This is a genomic window from Streptomyces sp. NPDC088733 (genome assembly GCF_044751185.1).
Lineage (GTDB): Bacteria > Actinomycetota > Actinomycetes > Streptomycetales > Streptomycetaceae > Actinacidiphila.
The window spans coordinates 277645-293296 of sequence record NZ_JBIVLH010000002.1; the positions used below are offsets into that span (position 1 = coordinate 277645).

Here is a 15652-nt window from a genome sequence, read left to right on the forward strand (position 1 = left end):
CACGACGCACCCGGGACCCCCGCGCCGAAGGGACGGGGCCGTCGCTGCCGATCACCGTCTTGTCTTCGGCTCGTTCTGGCGACTCCCCGGCCGCACCGCCCCACCGGGAATGCCTCGATGCGCTGCCCCGTCGAGGAAGGTCTCCCATGAACCGTTCGCCCCGCAACGACCACCGCTCCGGCCAGGCGGGGCGTTCCCGTCAGCAGGTTCCCGGGCGCCTGGCCGGCACGGGCCGCCCCGCGGCGGCCCCGCGGGGCGAGTTCGCGGCACCCGGGACGGTCACTCCCGGTCTGCCGCCGGTCACCGGGTTCGCGGAGCTGGGACTCCCGTCGCCCCTGCTCACGGCCCTGACCGCACTCGGAGTGGAGCAGCCGTTCCCCATCCAGGCGGCCACACTGCCGAACGCGCTGGCCGGGCGCGACGTCCTGGGCCGGGGGCGCACCGGCTCCGGCAAGACCCTGGCCTTCGGCCTGGCGCTGCTGGCCCGCACCGCGGGGCAGCGTGCCGAGCCCAAGCGGCCCCGTGCCCTGGTCCTGGTGCCGACGCGGGAGCTGGCCCAGCAGGTCACGGAGGCACTGACCCCCTACGCCGAGGCGCTGGGCCTGCGGCTCGCGACCGTGGTCGGCGGCCTGTCGATCGGCCGGCAGGTCGGCGCGATCCGGGCCGGGGCAGAGGTCGTCGTCGCCACGCCCGGACGGCTGAGCGACCTCGTCGGACGCCGTGACGCGCATCTGGACCACGTGCGGATCACGGTCCTGGACGAGGCGGACCAGATGGCCGACCTGGGCTTCCTGCCGCAGGTGACCGAGCTGCTGGACCTGGTGCGCCCCGATGGCCAGCGGATGCTGTTCTCCGCGACCCTCGACCGGAACATCGATGAGCTGGTCCGCCGCTACCTCAGCGATCCGGTGGTCCACTCGGTCGACCCCGCGGCCGCGGCCGTCGTCGCCATGGAGCATCACCTGCTCTACGTGCACGCCGCCGACAAGTTCGCCGCCGCCACGGAGATCGCCGCCCGTGACGGCCGGGTGATCATGTTCCTGGACACCAAGCACGCCGTCGACCAGTTCACCCGGCACCTGGAGGGTTCGGGCGTGCCCGCGGAGGGCCTGCACAGCGGGAAGTCCCAGCCGCAGCGCACGCGGGCCCTCGCCCGCTTCAGGGCCGGCGAGGTGACGACCCTGGTGGCGACCGACGTCGCCGCCCGCGGCATCCACATCGACGATCTGGATCTCGTGGTGAACGTCGATCCCCCCGCCGAGGCCAAGGACTACCTCCACCGCGGCGGCCGGACCGCCCGCGCCGGGCGCTCCGGCACTGTGGTGACTCTCGTCACCTCCCACCAGCGCGGCGCCGTGACCAGGCTCATGTCCGAGGCCGGTATCCGCCCCACGATCACTCAGGTGCGTTCCGGCGAGACGGCGCTGAGCCGGATCACCGGGGCCCAGGCCCCCTCCGGAGTCCCCGTCGCCGGTGCGGCGCCCGTGAAAGCGCCGGCGCGCGGCGGTGCCCCCTTCCGCGGCCTGGGCACGCGGCCCGGGAAGGAGTCGCGCAAGGCGGCCGAGGCCCGGCAGATGGCCGCCGCCCGCGAGGCCGCACGGGTCCGCCGGGGCAACTGACACAAGGCACCGGGGGCACGGCGTCTGTCGGTCGGCGACGGTGCGTCAGATCACGCGGCAGCTCTGGGAGTTGCCCGTCCTCCCGGCGTAATGGTCCAGGCGGACGCCCCGTCGGCGGCTCCCGGGCCCGGGGCGCGGTCTTGGCCGGGGGTACCGCGGCGCGGTACGGTTTGCCGGATACGACGACGGCATGGCGGAATCCGGTGGAATCCCGGGACGGTCGCGCCACTGTGAACCAGACCGGCCTCAGGGCCGGAACGCCTGGTGAGTCAGACCCGCAGCCGACGTCCTGTGCACCACCGAGATGGGACGCGAACTCCCGAGGAGGACCTGCCATGGCGCAGCCTGTCGCCCAGCCGCCAGTCACCACCCCCGTCATACCGGCCAAGCTGCCGCTGAAGGACATCGCCCCGTGGGCGGTCTTCATCGGCGTCCTCATGCTGATCCTGCTGTACTTCGTCGGCGCCGAGCAGGGTGCCACCTCCGTCGTCAACGGCGCGGACGTCCACGAGTGGGTGCACGACGCCCGCCACCTGCTCGGCTTCCCCTGCCACTGACGGGGACCTCGCGCAGCCATGAACTCCGCAACCGTGAGGAACCTCCTCGTCCGCGGCATGCTCGCCGGCCTGATCGCCGGCGCGCTCGCCCTCCTTGTCGCCTACTTCCTCGGTGAACCCAGCGTCGACAACGCCATCGGCTTCGAGGAGGCGCACGCCTCCGGGCACGAGCACGAGGTCGAACTCGTCAGCCGCCACCTGCAGTCCACCGCGGGGCTGGCCACCGGCATCCTGCTCTACGGCGTCGCCTTCGGCGGAATCGCCGCGCTGGCCTACTGCTTCGCGCTCGGGCGCGTCGGCCGCTTCTCCGCCCGTGCGACGGCCCTGCTGCTGTCGGGCTGCGCGCTGCTGGCGGTCTACGTCGTCCCGTTCCTCAAGTACCCGGCCAACCCGCCGTCGGTGGGCGATCCGGACACCATCGGCAAGCGCACCACGCTGTACTTCCTGATGATGGTGCTCAGCGTGCTGCTGGCGATCGCCGCCGTGATCGTCGGCAAGCGCCTGGCACCCCGCGTGGGCACCTGGTACGCCACGGTCGTCGCGGTCGGGGCCTTCGTCGTCGCCATCGGGCTGGCCTACGCGTTCCTGCCGGTCATCAACGAGGTGCCCGCGGACTTCCCGGCCACGCTGCTGTGGCGGTTCCGCCTGTCGGCCCTGGCCATCCAGCTGACGCTGTGGGGCGGCTTCGGCCTCCTCTTCGGCGAGCTGGCACAACGCCTGCTGTCCCCCCGGCCCGCTCCGTCCGCCTCCGGCCGGGCGGTACCGGCGGCCAACTGAGGCATCACCCGTCGAGAGGGCCCGCGGAACCGTCCGCGGGCCCTCTCGTGTTCAGGACGCGGGGAGTTCGGAACGGACCGTGCGGGCCGCCGCGACCAGGTTCTCCAGGGAGGCGCGGGTCTCCGCCCAGCCGCGGGTCTTCAGCCCGCAGTCCGGGTTGACCCACAACCGCTCGGCGGGGATGGCCTCCAGACCCTTCCTCAGCAGGGCGGCCACCTCGTCCACTCCCGGCACGCGCGGCGAGTGGATGTCGTACACGCCGGGCCCGGCCTCGCGCGGGTACCCGTGCGCGGCGAGTTCGCGGGCGACCTGCATGTGGGAGCGGGCGGCCTCCAGGCTGATGACGTCGGCGTCGAGGTCGTCGATCGCCGCCACAATGTCACCGAATTCGGCGTAGCACATGTGGGTGTGGATCTGCGTGTCCGGACGCACGCCGCTGGTGGTCAGCCGGAACGCCTCGGTGGCCCAGGCCAGGTAGCCGGCGCGGTCGGCGGAGCGCAGCGGCAGCGTCTCGCGCAGGGCGGGCTCGTCGACCTGGACGACCGGCGTTCCCGCGCGCTCCAGGTCGCCGACCTCGTCGCGCAGGGCCAGGGCGACCTGGCGCGCGGTGTCGGCGAGGGGCTGGTCGTCGCGGACGAAGGACCAGGCGAGCATGGTGACCGGACCGGTGAGCATGCCCTTCACCGGCCGGTCGGTGAGCGAGCGGGCGTAGGCCGTCCACCGCACGGTCATGGGCTCGGGGCGGGAGATGTCCCCGGCGAGGACCGGCGGACGGACGTAGCGCGTGCCGTAGGACTGCACCCAGCCGTGCTGGGTGGCGAGGCAGCCGGTGAGCCGCTCGGCGAAGTACTGGACCACGTCGTTGCGTTCGGCCTCGCCGTGCACGAGGACGTCCAGTCCGGTCTTCTCCTGGAAGGAGATCACCTCGCCGATCTCGGCCTTGATGCGCTCCTCGTACTCCGTCTCGCCGATCCGGCCGGCCCGCAGATCGGCCCGTGCCGTGCGGAGTTCCGCGGTCTGCGGGAACGAGCCGATGGTGGTGGTCGGGAGCAGAGGCAGGCCGAGGTGGGCGCGCTGGGCCGCCGCCCGCTCGCCGTACGGCTGCGAGCGGCGGGCGTCGGCGCTCGTGACCGCCGCGGCCCGTGCCCGTACGGCGGGGTCGTGGGTGATGGGCGACGAGGCGCGGGACGCCAGGGCGGCGCGGTTGGCGGCGAGTTCCCCGGCGATGGCGCCGGTCCCCCGGCTCAGCCCCTTGGCGAGGGTGACGACCTCCGCCGTCTTCTGCCGGGCGAAGGCCAGCCAGCGCAGGATCTGCGGGTCGATGTCGCGCTCGGCCGCCGTGTCGAGCGGCACGTGCAGCAGGGAGCACGAGGCGGCCACGTCGACCCGGCCGGCCAGTCCCAGCAGCGTGCCGAGGGTGGCGAGGGACTTCTCCAGGTCGTTGACCCAGATGTTGCGTCCGTCCACGACACCGGCCACCAGGCGCTTGCCGGGCAGGCCGCCCACCGCGGCGAGCGCGTCGAGGTTGGCGGCGGCCGCCCCGGTGAAGTCGAGCGCGAGCCCGTCCACCGGTGCCTTGGCGAGTACCGGCAGGGCCTCGCCGAGCCGGTCGAAGTAGGAGGCCACCAGGAGCCTCGGCCGGTCCTCGACAGCGCCGAGGCGCCCGTACGCCCGCTCCGAGGCGCCGAGTTCGGCGGCGGTCCGGTCCTGCACGAGCGCCGGCTCGTCGAGCTGCGCCCAGCCGGCCCCCGCGGCACGCAGATCGGCCAGGACCTCCGCGTACACCGGCAGCAGCCGGTCGAGGAGGGAGAGCGGCTCGAAGTCCGCGGGGACGCCGGGGGCGGGCTTGGCGAGCAGGAGGTAGGTCACGGGGCCGACGAGGACCGGCCGGGGCGCGAGGCCGAGGGCGAGGGCCTCCTTGACCGCCCCGACCTGCCGGGACGAGTCGGCCGCGAACACGGTGTCCGGACCGAGCTCGGGGACCAGGTAGTGGTAGTTGGTGTCGAACCACTTCGTCATTTCGAGCGGTGCCGTGTCCTGGGTGCCGCGCGCCATCGCGAAGTAGCCGTCGAGCGGGTCGGCGGCCACGGCCCCCCGGTGCCGCGCGGGGACGGCGCCCACCATCACGGTCGTGTCGAGGACGTGGTCGTAGTACGAGAAGTCGCCGGTCGGTACTTCGTGCACGCCGGCCTCGGCGAGCCGCCGCCAGTTCGCGCGGCGCAGTTCGGCGGCGGTGGCCCGGAGGGCGTCGGCGGTGACCCGGCCCTTCCAGTACCCCTCGACGGCCTTCTTCAGCTCCCGGTTGCCGCCCTGGCGGGGGTAGCCGTACACGGTGGGCCGTGCTGCCGCGGCTGCGGACTTGGTGGTCACGGAGATCTCCTTCGCGAGATGAATCCCTGAGATCCCGGGGACGGGTCGAGAGCGCGAAGGCGACGCAGACCGGCGGCCGGAACACGCGCGGCGGGGCGCGGTCATCCGCCAGGTATGTACGCCGACCCGCCCTCGAGGTCACCGGGATGTCCGCGCGCGTTCGGTCGCGCACGGGCAGCGGGCAGGTCTTCGGACTCGCGGGCACGCCTGCCGGGGGCAGACACCTACTGGCCGTCGCTTCCCAGACCCGGCCGGGCCCAGTGCGTATGACGGCGCTCGTTCCCACTCACCGCTGCGGGGCAGTCCCGGATTCCCACCGGGTTCCCTCTTACGACGCGTCCCGCCTGGCGGACGGGGGCGAACCAGCTGCGTCCGCCAGCCTACGGCTCCGGGGGCCGCCATGGGCGGCGGTGCCCGTATTCCGGGACGGCGGGTCGCGGCAGCGGATCAGCGGTGGGACAGCCTCCGCCGTCGGCGCAACGCCCGTTCCAGCAGCACGACGTTGACGATCGCGGCGCACGTCAGCAGCACCACGTTCAGCGTCGTGCTGCCGAGGCTCAGCCAATCGGCCTCCTCACCGCCCGGCCCGGCCACGGGGGACCAGATCCCGCCGACCGCGGAGAGCGCCGCATAGCCCCCGTACATCGCCGGCAGCGCCACGGCCCCCGCGGGCAGGGTCAGCGCGACCGCGAGCAGGTAGTAGACGGCCTGCTCGTGGACGGCCCCCGCCACGGCGAGGCCCCCGATCAGCACGACGTACGCCGCCGCGGCAGCTCTCCCCACCCTGCGCTTCATGTCCGCCCCCAGCGTGCGCGCTTCGGCCTCCGGCCATGCTAGGGCGTGCATCGGAGATGCATCACTGACGGGCTCTCCGATGTCCAGGATCATCTTCTTCGGCACGTCGATCCGGGGGGTGGTCAAGTGACCAGCGCAGTTGTGGTTCACGGCTTGTACCACCAGCCGGAGCACTTCCTCCGGGTTGCCGAGGGTCTGCGGGCTGTCGGCGTGAACGTGGTCGCTCCCGAACTGCATCGAGGCTCGTTGGCCGCGGACACGGCGGCGGTGCAGGCCGCCGTTGACGCGCTGGAGGCGCCTCCCTTGGTGCTGGGCCACTCCTACGGAGGGTCCGTGATCACTGGTCTGCATGGAGTCGAGCGTTTGGTGTATCTGGCGGCCTTCGTGCCGGATGCGGGTGAGAGCGCGGCGGGCTTGGGCGGCGCCTCCAGCCAGTTGAAGGCCGCAATCGAGCCCCAGAACGACGGTTCTACCCGCCTTGAACCAAGCGGGGCCGTGGACGCGCTGTACGCGGATTGCCCCGAGCACCTGGCCGCTTGGGCAGTGGGACTGCTTCGACCCCAGGCGGCGGGCTGCGGTCGAGGAGTCCCGGAACGCCAAAGCTGGAAACATGCCCCTTCCACCTATGTCGTGTGCGCGAAGGACCGAGCCATCGATCCCGGACTCCAGCACGTCATGGCCGCGCGCTGCGACTCCGTCCGCGAGTGGCAGACCGGGCACTCGCCGTTCGTGGGGCGGCCGGAGCTGGTCGTCGACCTGCTTCTGGAGTTGCTAGACGCCCCAGACGCACCGGCCCGGGCAGACCCGGGGATCACAGCCAGTCGTTGATGGCGGCGATGAGGACGGTCGCCGCGCGGCGGCTGTCAACGAGCGGCAGTCACCAGCACATTGGAGTCGCCTCTAGGGCCGCATCCCGAACAGGAAGCGGGTCGCCCGCGTGCGGCGGACCAGGAGCTCGTACGCGGTGAGGGTGAGGACGAGGGCGATCACCACGAGCACGGCGTACTCGACCAGGATCGGCGCGGACCAGCCGGTCACGAAGTAGGCGACGGCGACCACGATCGGCTGGTGCAGGACGTACAGCGGCAGCACGGCCGCGGCGAGATAGCCGTAGAGGCGCCGGCGCGTCGTCGGGGCCGGGTGCGGGGTCGCACGCGGTCGCTTGAGCCGCCGACGGTCGAGGAGGCCCGGGATGGCGACCACCAGGCACCATCCGGCCGCGCCGAACAGCGCCCGGGAGGCGGTGGCCAGGGCGGTCATCTCGGTGAAGGGCTCGTCCGCCAGCGCGAAGCCAGGACCGGCGGCCGCGAACAGCAGGGCGCCGAGCCAGGCCGCGGTCCCGGCGTCGCGCCGCATCGCGGTGCGGAAGCGGTCGTCGCCCGCGAGTACGAAGCCGGCGACGAAGAACAGCAGGTAAGACCAGCGGTGCCAGCCCGCGTAGTCCTCCTCCAGCCGTGCGAGGGCACAGATCGCCGCGAGGACGAGGGCCGGCAGAAGCACGACGCCCCGCCGGCGCAGGGTCGTCTCCGCCACCCGGTCGCCGATGCGGCGGACACGCTCGCGCGGCAGCCACCGGTGGAACGGCACCAGCATGAGGGAGAACGCCAGGAGGAGCACGACGAACCACAGGTGGCCGGTCTCGAAGTGCTCGCCCTGGACGAGGAAGGGGAACTCCGCGGGCTCCAGGTGCACGTCGAAGAAGCGGGGCAGGAAGCCCAGGTACGACTCGTGGTAGCCGGCGTCGGCCGCGCGCAGCCGCAGCCACTGCGGCAGCGGGTTCAGCGCGAGGGTCGCGAACACCAGCGGAACGCCGAGCCGCAGCAGCCGCTCCCTGGCGAAGCCGCCCGCACCGCGGCGCTGAAGCGAGTGCCAGGCGCCGAGGCCGGAGATGAGGAACAGCAGCGGCATGGCCCAGACGACCCCGAACCCGGCGATGATCATGACGGCTTCGGTGGTCTCGGCGTTCTTGACATAGAAGTCGTCGTCGGCGGCGAAGACGAGCGCCGAGTGGAAGAACACCAGGCCGATCACGACCAGCATCCGGATGGTGTCCAGCTCCGGCCGCCGCCGCTCCGGCAGCGGTGCCTGCGCCGGTTCCGCGCGCGTCGCCATGTCGGTGCCCCCCCCTGTCGCCGGTACGTCACCAGTGTTGGAAAGGCGGCCGCCGGGCGCTACCCCCGCGACGCGGGACGTACGGCAGTGCGGGGGGGGGCATCACGCTCCGCTACGGCCGGACGCCGTGGCCGCAGGAGCCGCTGGTAGCGGGAGGGCGGCCGGCGAGCGACCGTGGAAGGGAGGAGGGCACGACGCGGCAAGAGGACGGTGCCATGCCTGGTGTCTTCGGCAAGAGGGGCGGCGGCCAACCGTGGCTGCCGCGATGGGCGCGCAAGCTGAAGATCACCGGCTATGCGCTGGTCCTGATGAGCGTGGCCGCCGACTTCGCGGTGGGGACGAATGTCACCTTCTCCCCGGTCCTCGCCGCTCTCCCCGTGCTGGCGAGTGCGGGTGCCCGCCGGGCGACGGTCCCAGCGGCGGCGGGAGCGGTCGCGTGCGGCCTTTTCGCCGCCCTGGCGATCTACGACGTCGGCGTGCCCGCCGTCGTCCTGGCGACCGCGGCGGCCACGATCGTGGCGACCACCTTCTTCAGTTGTGCGGGCGTCGTGGTGGTGGCCAGCCAGGAACGGGAGCTGGCCAAGGTGCACACGGTCGCCGAGGCGGCACAGCGTGCGCTGCTGAGGCTGGTGCCGCGACGGCTGGGGCCGCTGGTGATGGCGGTGCGCTATGTGGCGGCAGAGGCAGAGGCACGCATCGGAGGTGACCTGTACGAGGCGATACCCACCAGCTACGGAGTGCGCCTGATCATCGGGGACGTACGCGGAAAGGGCCTGGCCGCCGTGGAGACCGCGGCCGACGTGCTCGGGGTGTTCCGCGAGGCCGCGCGGGCGGAACCGGAGCTGGCGGAGGTCGCCAAGCGGCTGGACGCGGCGCTGGTCCGCCGCCCGGCGAGGGAGGAGTTCGTCACGGCGGTACTGGTCAGCGTCCCGGACGCACCCGGACCGGCGGCCGTGGTCAACTGCGGGCACCCGCCGCCGCTGCTCCGGCACGCGGGCAGCTGCCGCGAGGTGATCCCGTCGGTCGCCGCACCGCCGCTGGGGCTGCAGGGGCTGGTGGGCAGGGACTACCGCGCCTGCCCCGTCCCGTTCGTCAGCGGTGACCTGATGCTGCTCTACACGGACGGCGTGGCGGAGGCACGGGACGCCGCGGACCGCTTCTACCCACTGACCGAGCGGCTGAGCGCCCTGCCCGCCACCGATCCGGAGGACCTGCTGGACGACCTGCTCGCGGACGTCCGCGCCTACGTCGGCTCCGAACTCGCGGACGACGCGGCTCTGCTGGCCGTCCGCCGGGTGTGAACCGTAAGAAGGGCGTCAAACTTGTCGCGGCCGGCGGGTCCCCGGAGCAGTACGGAACGTAGCGTCGGACGTATGACGCGATCGTCACCCTTTGTCATGGTTCCTGGAGCGTGGCACGGCGGCTGGTCCTGGCAGCCCGTGGCCCGGCTCCTGAGGGCCGCGGGGAACGAGGCGGTTGCGCTGACGCTTCCGGGTCTCGCCGACGGCGACGACACCGTGGCCCCTCGCCCGGAGGATGCCGTACGCCATATCGTCCGCCGCGTGGAGCGCCTCGATGCGGAGAACGTCGTCCTGGTCGCCCACAGCTGGGGCGGCTACCCGGTGACGAACGCGGCGTTCGCGCTGGGGAGGCGGGTGGCGGCGGTGATCTACTGCAACGCCCTCCTGCCGGCACCAGGCAGGAGCACGTTCGACGAACTCCTGCCGGAGATGCAGCCGGGGGTGCGCACACTGCTGGACTCACCCGCCCATGCGTGGCCGATCGACTTCGACTTCGTCCGGACGTACCTCCTCCAGGGCCGGTCCGAGGACCTGCAACGCCTCGTCGCGGCCCTGGTCACTCCCATGCCGGGCCACTACGAGACCGAGCCCTTCGACGCCCCGGATCTGGCGTCGCTCGGCATCCCCCTGCTCTACCTCCTCAGCACGGACGACCGGGCGCTGCCCCGGCCGGGTGCGGAGTTCGCCGCACGGCTCGGCATGCGCCCGGTCATGATCCCCGGCCCTCACGACGCCCTGATCACCCACCCCGAGGAAGTGGCACGGGGCATAGGGGACTTCGTCGCACGTCACGTGTGACCGCCGTCACGGCCCGGACCGGTGCGGCAGGGCGGCGTCAGAATCCGTGCGCCGGGCAACAGAGTCGCGTACCGGAGGGCGTGCCGGACCAGGGAGCGGGAACCGGCGGTGACATGATGGCTACGCGGTGCCCCGATGTGCTGGTCACCGTCCATGGCGACCGCCCCGGGCAGGGAGCCGGGGAGAACGGAACGGCTCAGGGAGGGAAGGCTCGTGGTGCGGGAAGGTCGTGCGATGCGGCAGGCGGCGGTCCTCGACGTGGGCTGCCACAGCGCCCTGTTGACGGTGGTGCGGCGGTCGGAGGACGGCGAGCTGGAGCCCGTGCTCTCCCACAAGGTGCGGTTGGGACTGCACCACAGCCTGGGCCCGGAGGGCCAGTTGCGCCAGTCCGGGGTCAGGACGGTGCAGGAGGCGGTGGCCGAGGTGGTCGCCGCGCACCCGAGGCTCCGGCTGCCGGAGGTCTTCGCGTTCGCCACCTCCGTGATCCGGGACGCCCCCAATTGCGACGACGTCATCGAACGGGTCGCGGACACCACCGGCGTCCAGCTGCGTGTGCTGCCCGGTGAGGAGGAGGCGCGGCTCGCCTACGCGGCAGCGCGCCGCTGGGCGGGTCCTGTCGACGGCCCGCTGCTCGTCCTGGACATCGGCGGCGGCACCGTGGAGATCGCCTCTGGCACCGACGCCCGGCCCCGGACGGTGCTCTCGCTGCCGCTGGGCGCCCGCACGGTCACGCGCAAGCACCTGTCCGGCGACACCACCCCGTCCGCGGAGCAACTGGCGGAGTTGCGGCGGGAACTGCGCCGGTATCTGGGGACGGTGACCGAACTGCCCCGCGCCGAGCCGGGCGGAGCGGTCCTGGCGTGCTCCAAGACCTTCACCCAGCTCGCCCGGCTCGCGGCGGGCCGGGACAGGCGCGCCCGCACGCCGGAGCGGCTGACCCTGCCCGCCCTGCGGGAGGCGATCCCGCTGCTGGCGGCCACGACGCCGGGGAGCCGGGACAAGCTGCCCGGGATCTCCGCGCACCGCGCCGGGCAGTCCCTGGCCGGAGCCCTCGTGGCGGAGGCCTTGATGGAGGCCTGCGATGCCCGCAGCGTGACCATCTGCCCGTGGTCCACCCGCGAAGGGCTCCTCCTGGAACGCCTCGGCGGCCCGTCCGTCAACTGACACACCGTCATGCCCCGCGAACGGGGCGTGACGGGACTTTCCGCTGGCCGCGCAAACTCCCGTACGCTACAAGGCTTTTCAGGCCTCGTCGGCCGGAAGCGCGTACAGCCCCGGGAGGTTGACCACGATCGCCTCCTGGGTGCTGCGGGCGATGACGACCACGGCCTCCTCGGCGGGATCGGGGTTCTCCTCCCGGTGCGGCACGAACGGCGGGACGAAGATGTAGTCGCCCGGTGCGGTGCGCAGCCGCACCTCACGGGGCGGCTCGCCGGAGCCGTCGAGGAAGACGAACTCGGGGTGCCCGCTCACCACGTAGATGGCGGTCTCGGACTCGCCGTGGTGGTGGTCGGAGGACGATGCCGCGGGGGCCACATGGGTCTGGCCCATCCACAGTTTCTCGGATCCCACGGTCTTCCCGCTGACGGCGGCGAACCGGCGCATCCCGCCGGTCTGCGCCGTCCCGCCGTCCAGGGAGTCCGCGCGGATGTGGTGCAGCCGGGAGCGCAGGGGCGTCGTCCCGTGCCCGGGGGTGTCGGGGAGATGGGGGTGGAAGCCCTCACCGGGGTTCGTCAACGGCTCGCTCATGCCGGGACGGTAGAGCCGCCCGGAAAAGGATGTCAAGAAGTGTCCATTGCCCTTCACCTGCGGCAATACTGCCGCAATAGGGCGGGCGAACCGCACGGGCCCCGGTCGGCCGCCGCAGGTCCGGCATGATGTGCCCATGCATATCTCCGCGAAGGCGGACTACGCCGCGCGCGCTCTCCTGGAGCTCGCCTGTGAGCCCGCCCGTCCCCTGACGTGCGAGGCGATCGCCTCCTCGCAGCAGATCCCGTTCCGCTTCCTGAAGTCCGTGGTGGGCGAGCTGCGCAAGGCCGGGCTGGTGCGCAGTCAGCGCGGTTGCGAGGGGGGCTACTGGCTCGGCCGGCCCGCCGGGGAAATCACCCTCCTGGACGTCTCACTCGCCGTGGACGGCGAGTTGATCACCTTGCGGGGCGAGTCGCCGGCCGGGCTCGACTATCCCGGTGCCGCCTCGGGACTGCCCGGCGTGTGGCGCCAGGTCGAGGCGAGTGCGGCGGCGATCCTCGGCGGGGTGACCCTGCTGTCGCTGCTGCCGGCGGACGCCGCGGGACAACCGGCCCGGAAGGGAGCCGCGTGACGGCCGGACTTCCCCCGCCCGCGGTGGAGGTGGTCGAGTACACCGATCCGCTGTGTCCGTGGGCCTGGGGATCGGAGCCCGTCTTCCGCAGGCTGAGGGCGGCGCTGGCCGGGCGGGTCGAATGGCGCCGGGTGTACTGCCTGCTGTTCGACCTCGACGACGATCCGGCCCCCGACCCCGCCGCGGAGACGGCCTGGTACACGGCCTACATCAAGGGGATCACCGCCCACACCCGGGCACCGCGGGCGCCGCGGCTGGACCGTGTGGCGGCGAGTTCCTGGCCGTCTTCGCTGGCGGCCAAGGCCGCGGAGTTCCAGGGCGGCGAGGTGGCGGAGCGGGTGCTGCGCCGTCTGCGGGAGACCGTGTTCGTCCTGGGGGAACCGGCGGACACACCCGCGCTGGCGCTGGCCGCCGTACGGGGCGTGCCCGGTCTCGACCTGGAACGGCTGTCGGCCGACGCGGCGTCCGCCGAGGTACGGGAGCGGGTGCGCGCCGACCGGGCGGAGGCGCGGCGCCCGGTGCGGGACGTGCTGTCGGTGTCCGGCCGCTCGCCGCATCCCGGCGGCGCGAAGGAGACCGGCGACGGCGGGTACCGGTACGCGCTGCCGACGCTGCTCGTCCGCGCCCCGGCGGAGCACCGCGTGGTGCCGGGCTGGCGGACCTACGAGGAGTACACCGCGGCGGTGGAGCAGCTGCGCCCCGGACTGACGGCCGCCGTGCCCCCGCTCCCGCCGGCGCAGGCCCTTCGCTCCTACCGCAGCCTCACCGGCCCGGAGCGCGAGCTGCTGACGGAAGGCCCGTGGCCACCGCCGGGGGCGGTCCGGGTGGACACCGGGAACGGCCCCCTGTGGCTGGACCCCGAGGAGGCCGCCGTGCACCCGGCGACCCGCGGCGGCGCGCACACCTGCTGAACCGGACGGCCTCTGACGGCCGATCAGGACCGCGTCCCGCCCAATGAGACACCAATTGGTGTCTATTGACAGCCGTTCGCGGCGGTCGCCAGGATGTGCACCATGCTCACGACGCACCCCGGTGTGGTGTGCCGCTACGTGGACCTGCGGCGCACCTCCAGCGCCCTCTGTCGCTGACCGGCCGCCGCCCCGGCCCACAGGCGCCTGACCCCTCCCGTCGGCGCCGGCCGTCCCGCCGCTCAGCCGCCGCGGGCGCCCGTCGCCCGCGCCGCCCCCGCGCTTCGCCGCCTCCCCTCGCCCTTCTCCCGGTGAGCCCCCGCGTACCTGCCGACGCCCTGCCCTGAGCGCGGCGTGCCCGATGTGTGCGTCCGCGCGCACACCGGCACGTCCGGAGGGGCACGAGCCGGCTCCGGCGCGGGTGCGAACCGCGCCCGCCGCCGCGCCCCCGCCCGCCCCGAGACGGGCCGGGGCCCTCGCAGAAAGCCTTGAGATGCCCGGACGACTCAGCACCCGCCCTTCCGGAACCGACCCGCGATCCGCCCGGCGAACGGCCCGGCCGCGCGCCGCGGCCCTCGGCACGGCACTTGTCTGCGTACTCGCCCCCGGCCTCAGCGGGTGCGCCGACGGCACGGGCGCCGCGACCGCCGGCGCCACGCTGAAGTGGGCCTCGTCCTACTTCCCCGCGCACTGGGACCCGGTGGTGTCGGGCAGTGGCGCCCAGTTCCGCGAACTCGCCCTGGTGTACGCATCGTTGACACGCACCGACGAAAACGGCAAGGCCGTCCCCGACCTCGCCGAGAGCTGGGACTACAACGCCGAGGGCAACGAGATCACCTTCCATCTGCGCCCCGGCCTGAAGTTCAGCGACGGCGAGCCGGTCGACGCGGCCGCCGTCAAGGCGGCCGTCGAACGGGCCAAGAAGCAGCAGAACTCGGCGCTCTTCGGCGACCTGACCTCGATCGGGTCCGTGGACGCCGAGGGACTGGACGCCGTCGTCCACCTCACGCAGGTCGACTACCAGATCCCGCAACTGCTCGGTCAGCGCGTGCTGCAGATCGCCAGCCCCAAGGCGGCCGCGCACCCGGAGAAACTGGACCAGGATCCCGTCGGCGCCGGGCCCTTCGTCGTCGAGCAGCTGATTCCCGGCACCAAAGTGCTGCTGAAGAAGAACCCGGACTACTGGGACGCGAAGAACATCCACATCGACGACGTCGAACTGGTCTCGGCCCCCGACGCGTCGACCGTGGTCTCCGGACTGCAGACCGGCGTCTACAACTTCGCCGACATCAAACCGAGTCAGGCGGACGCCGCCAAGAAGGCCGGCCTCGACGTCTTCGTCCAGCCCGGCTACAACGCGTCGAACATCAGCCTCAACATCAACAAGGCACCGTTCGACGACGACAGGGTCGTCGACGCCGTCCGCCACGCGATCGACCGCAAGGAGTTCGTGGACAAGCTGACCTTCGGCTACGGCGAGGCGACCGACCAGCCGTTCCCCAAGGGCTACGTGGCCTACGACCCGCGGTCGGAGAACGCCTACCCGTACGACCCGGCGACATCCAGGAAGCTGCTCGCCGAGGCGGGCCACAAGCCGGGGGACATCAAGCTCGACCTGGTCATCCCGGCGGAGGACCCGCAGGCCGAGATCGTCCAGTCGCAGCTGGGCGCCGTCGGCATCACCGTCGACATCAAGATCGACAAGAACTGGGCCACCCCCTTCTTCGCCAAGGACCTGACGTTCTCGCTCTACGGCACCACGGGACGTGACTCCGCCGCGCAGACCCTCACCGCCCACTTCGGCCCCGACGGCCCGCTCAACCTCAGCTCGCCGTACGAGCCGGCCGGCTTCGAGGCGGCCGTCGCCAAGGTCCGCCGGACCCCGCTGGACGCTCCGGACTACGCGCAAACCCTGCAGGCGGCGACCCGGGCGGGCCTGCAGACCAAGGCACTGGTCTTCACGTACTCCTCGCCGAACCTCTTCGCCAAGAGCCGGTCGATATCGGCCCTGCCGAAGAACCCGGCCCACCTCGACTGGACCGGCGTGACGATCTCCGGTCGCGGCTGACCGCCCGTCCGCCGCAGAAAGGGGCAC

At 72.8% G+C, this 15652-nt stretch carries 14 protein-coding genes and 2 riboswitches; of the genes, 10 read left to right on the forward strand and 4 right to left on the reverse strand.

The annotated features are described in order from the left end of the window. The first annotated feature begins 146 nt into the window (after window positions 1-146). The 3 genes from ACIP64_RS04650 (at window position 147) to ACIP64_RS04660 (ending at window position 2953) form a co-directional block, all read left to right on the forward strand. Entirely contained in the window at window positions 147-1619 is a 1473-nt protein-coding gene (locus tag ACIP64_RS04650; RefSeq protein WP_401581786.1) for a DEAD/DEAH box helicase, read from the forward strand. Window positions 1620-1769: 150 nt separating this feature from the next. Further along, a riboswitch (cobalamin riboswitch) is annotated at window positions 1770-1919 on the forward strand. Between the two features lie 35 nt (window positions 1920-1954). Next, entirely contained in the window at window positions 1955-2176 is a 222-nt protein-coding gene (locus tag ACIP64_RS04655; protein ID WP_389255346.1) for a CbtB domain-containing protein, read from the forward strand. Window positions 2177-2194: 18 nt separating this feature from the next. Further along, window positions 2195-2953, forward strand: coding sequence for a CbtA family protein (locus tag ACIP64_RS04660; RefSeq protein WP_401581788.1), 759 nt, complete (start codon window positions 2195-2197; stop codon window positions 2951-2953). Window positions 2954-3004: 51 nt separating this feature from the next. Here ACIP64_RS04660 and metE read toward each other — a convergent pair whose 3' ends face one another. Together metE and ACIP64_RS04670 are read right to left on the reverse strand one after the other, a co-directional pair. After that, a complete protein-coding gene (gene metE / locus ACIP64_RS04665) occupies window positions 3005-5323 on the reverse strand; it encodes a 5-methyltetrahydropteroyltriglutamate--homocysteine S-methyltransferase (protein ID WP_401581790.1) in 2319 nt (772 codons plus the stop codon). Window positions 5324-5506: 183 nt separating this feature from the next. Then, window positions 5507-5654: riboswitch (cobalamin riboswitch) on the reverse strand. Between the two features lie 116 nt (window positions 5655-5770). Then, entirely contained in the window at window positions 5771-6244 is a 474-nt protein-coding gene (locus ACIP64_RS04670) for a hypothetical protein (protein WP_401581793.1), read from the reverse strand. Here ACIP64_RS04670 and ACIP64_RS04675 point away from each other — a divergent pair, their 5' ends adjacent. Then, the gene (locus ACIP64_RS04675; RefSeq protein ID WP_401581796.1) at window positions 6245-6946 is read left to right on the forward strand and encodes an alpha/beta hydrolase; all 702 of its coding nucleotides are present in this window, start codon (window positions 6245-6247) and stop codon (window positions 6944-6946) included. It abuts the gene before it with no gap. 72 nt (window positions 6947-7018) lie between these two features. On the opposite strand, the gene ACIP64_RS04680 is transcribed toward ACIP64_RS04675, so the two are convergent. Continuing rightward, window positions 7019-8230: an acyltransferase gene (locus ACIP64_RS04680; protein WP_401581797.1), complete on the reverse strand. Its 1212-nt coding sequence runs from the start codon at window positions 8228-8230 to the stop codon at window positions 7019-7021. A 215-nt stretch (window positions 8231-8445) separates the two neighbouring features. Here ACIP64_RS04680 and ACIP64_RS04685 point away from each other — a divergent pair, with 215 nt between their 5' ends. From ACIP64_RS04685 to ACIP64_RS04695, 3 genes are all read left to right on the forward strand, one after another. Next, window positions 8446-9531 carry a PP2C family protein-serine/threonine phosphatase gene (locus ACIP64_RS04685; RefSeq protein WP_401581799.1) on the forward strand — a complete coding sequence of 362 codons (1086 nt, stop codon included), beginning with the start codon at window positions 8446-8448 and terminating at the stop codon, window positions 9529-9531. A gap of 72 nt (window positions 9532-9603) precedes the next feature. Further along, the gene (locus ACIP64_RS04690; protein ID WP_401581802.1) at window positions 9604-10329 is read left to right on the forward strand and encodes an alpha/beta fold hydrolase; all 726 of its coding nucleotides are present in this window, start codon (window positions 9604-9606) and stop codon (window positions 10327-10329) included. Window positions 10330-10563: 234 nt separating this feature from the next. Further along, window positions 10564-11493, forward strand: a complete 930-nt coding sequence (locus ACIP64_RS04695; protein WP_401581805.1) for a hypothetical protein — start codon at window positions 10564-10566, stop codon at window positions 11491-11493. Between the two features lie 78 nt (window positions 11494-11571). Here ACIP64_RS04695 and ACIP64_RS04700 read toward each other — a convergent pair whose 3' ends face one another. Continuing rightward, on the reverse strand, window positions 11572-12078 hold the full coding sequence (locus tag ACIP64_RS04700) for a cupin domain-containing protein (protein WP_401581808.1): 507 nt from the start codon (window positions 12076-12078) through the stop codon (window positions 11572-11574). A 136-nt stretch (window positions 12079-12214) separates the two neighbouring features. On the opposite strand from ACIP64_RS04700, the gene ACIP64_RS04705 reads away from it, so the two are divergent. The 3 genes from ACIP64_RS04705 to ACIP64_RS04715 all read left to right on the forward strand — a co-directional run bounded on the left by ACIP64_RS04705 (window position 12215) and on the right by ACIP64_RS04715 (window position 15625). Then, a complete protein-coding gene (locus ACIP64_RS04705; protein ID WP_401581810.1) occupies window positions 12215-12649 on the forward strand; it encodes an RrF2 family transcriptional regulator in 435 nt (144 codons plus the stop codon). Then, a complete protein-coding gene (locus tag ACIP64_RS04710) occupies window positions 12646-13560 on the forward strand; it encodes a DsbA family protein (protein ID WP_401581812.1) in 915 nt (304 codons plus the stop codon). Before ACIP64_RS04705 ends, ACIP64_RS04710 begins: the two co-directional genes overlap by 4 nt. Window positions 13561-14050: 490 nt before the next feature. Further along, window positions 14051-15625, forward strand: a complete 1575-nt coding sequence (locus ACIP64_RS04715; RefSeq protein ID WP_401581815.1) for an ABC transporter substrate-binding protein — start codon at window positions 14051-14053, stop codon at window positions 15623-15625. Window positions 15626-15652: the final 27 nt, after the last annotated feature.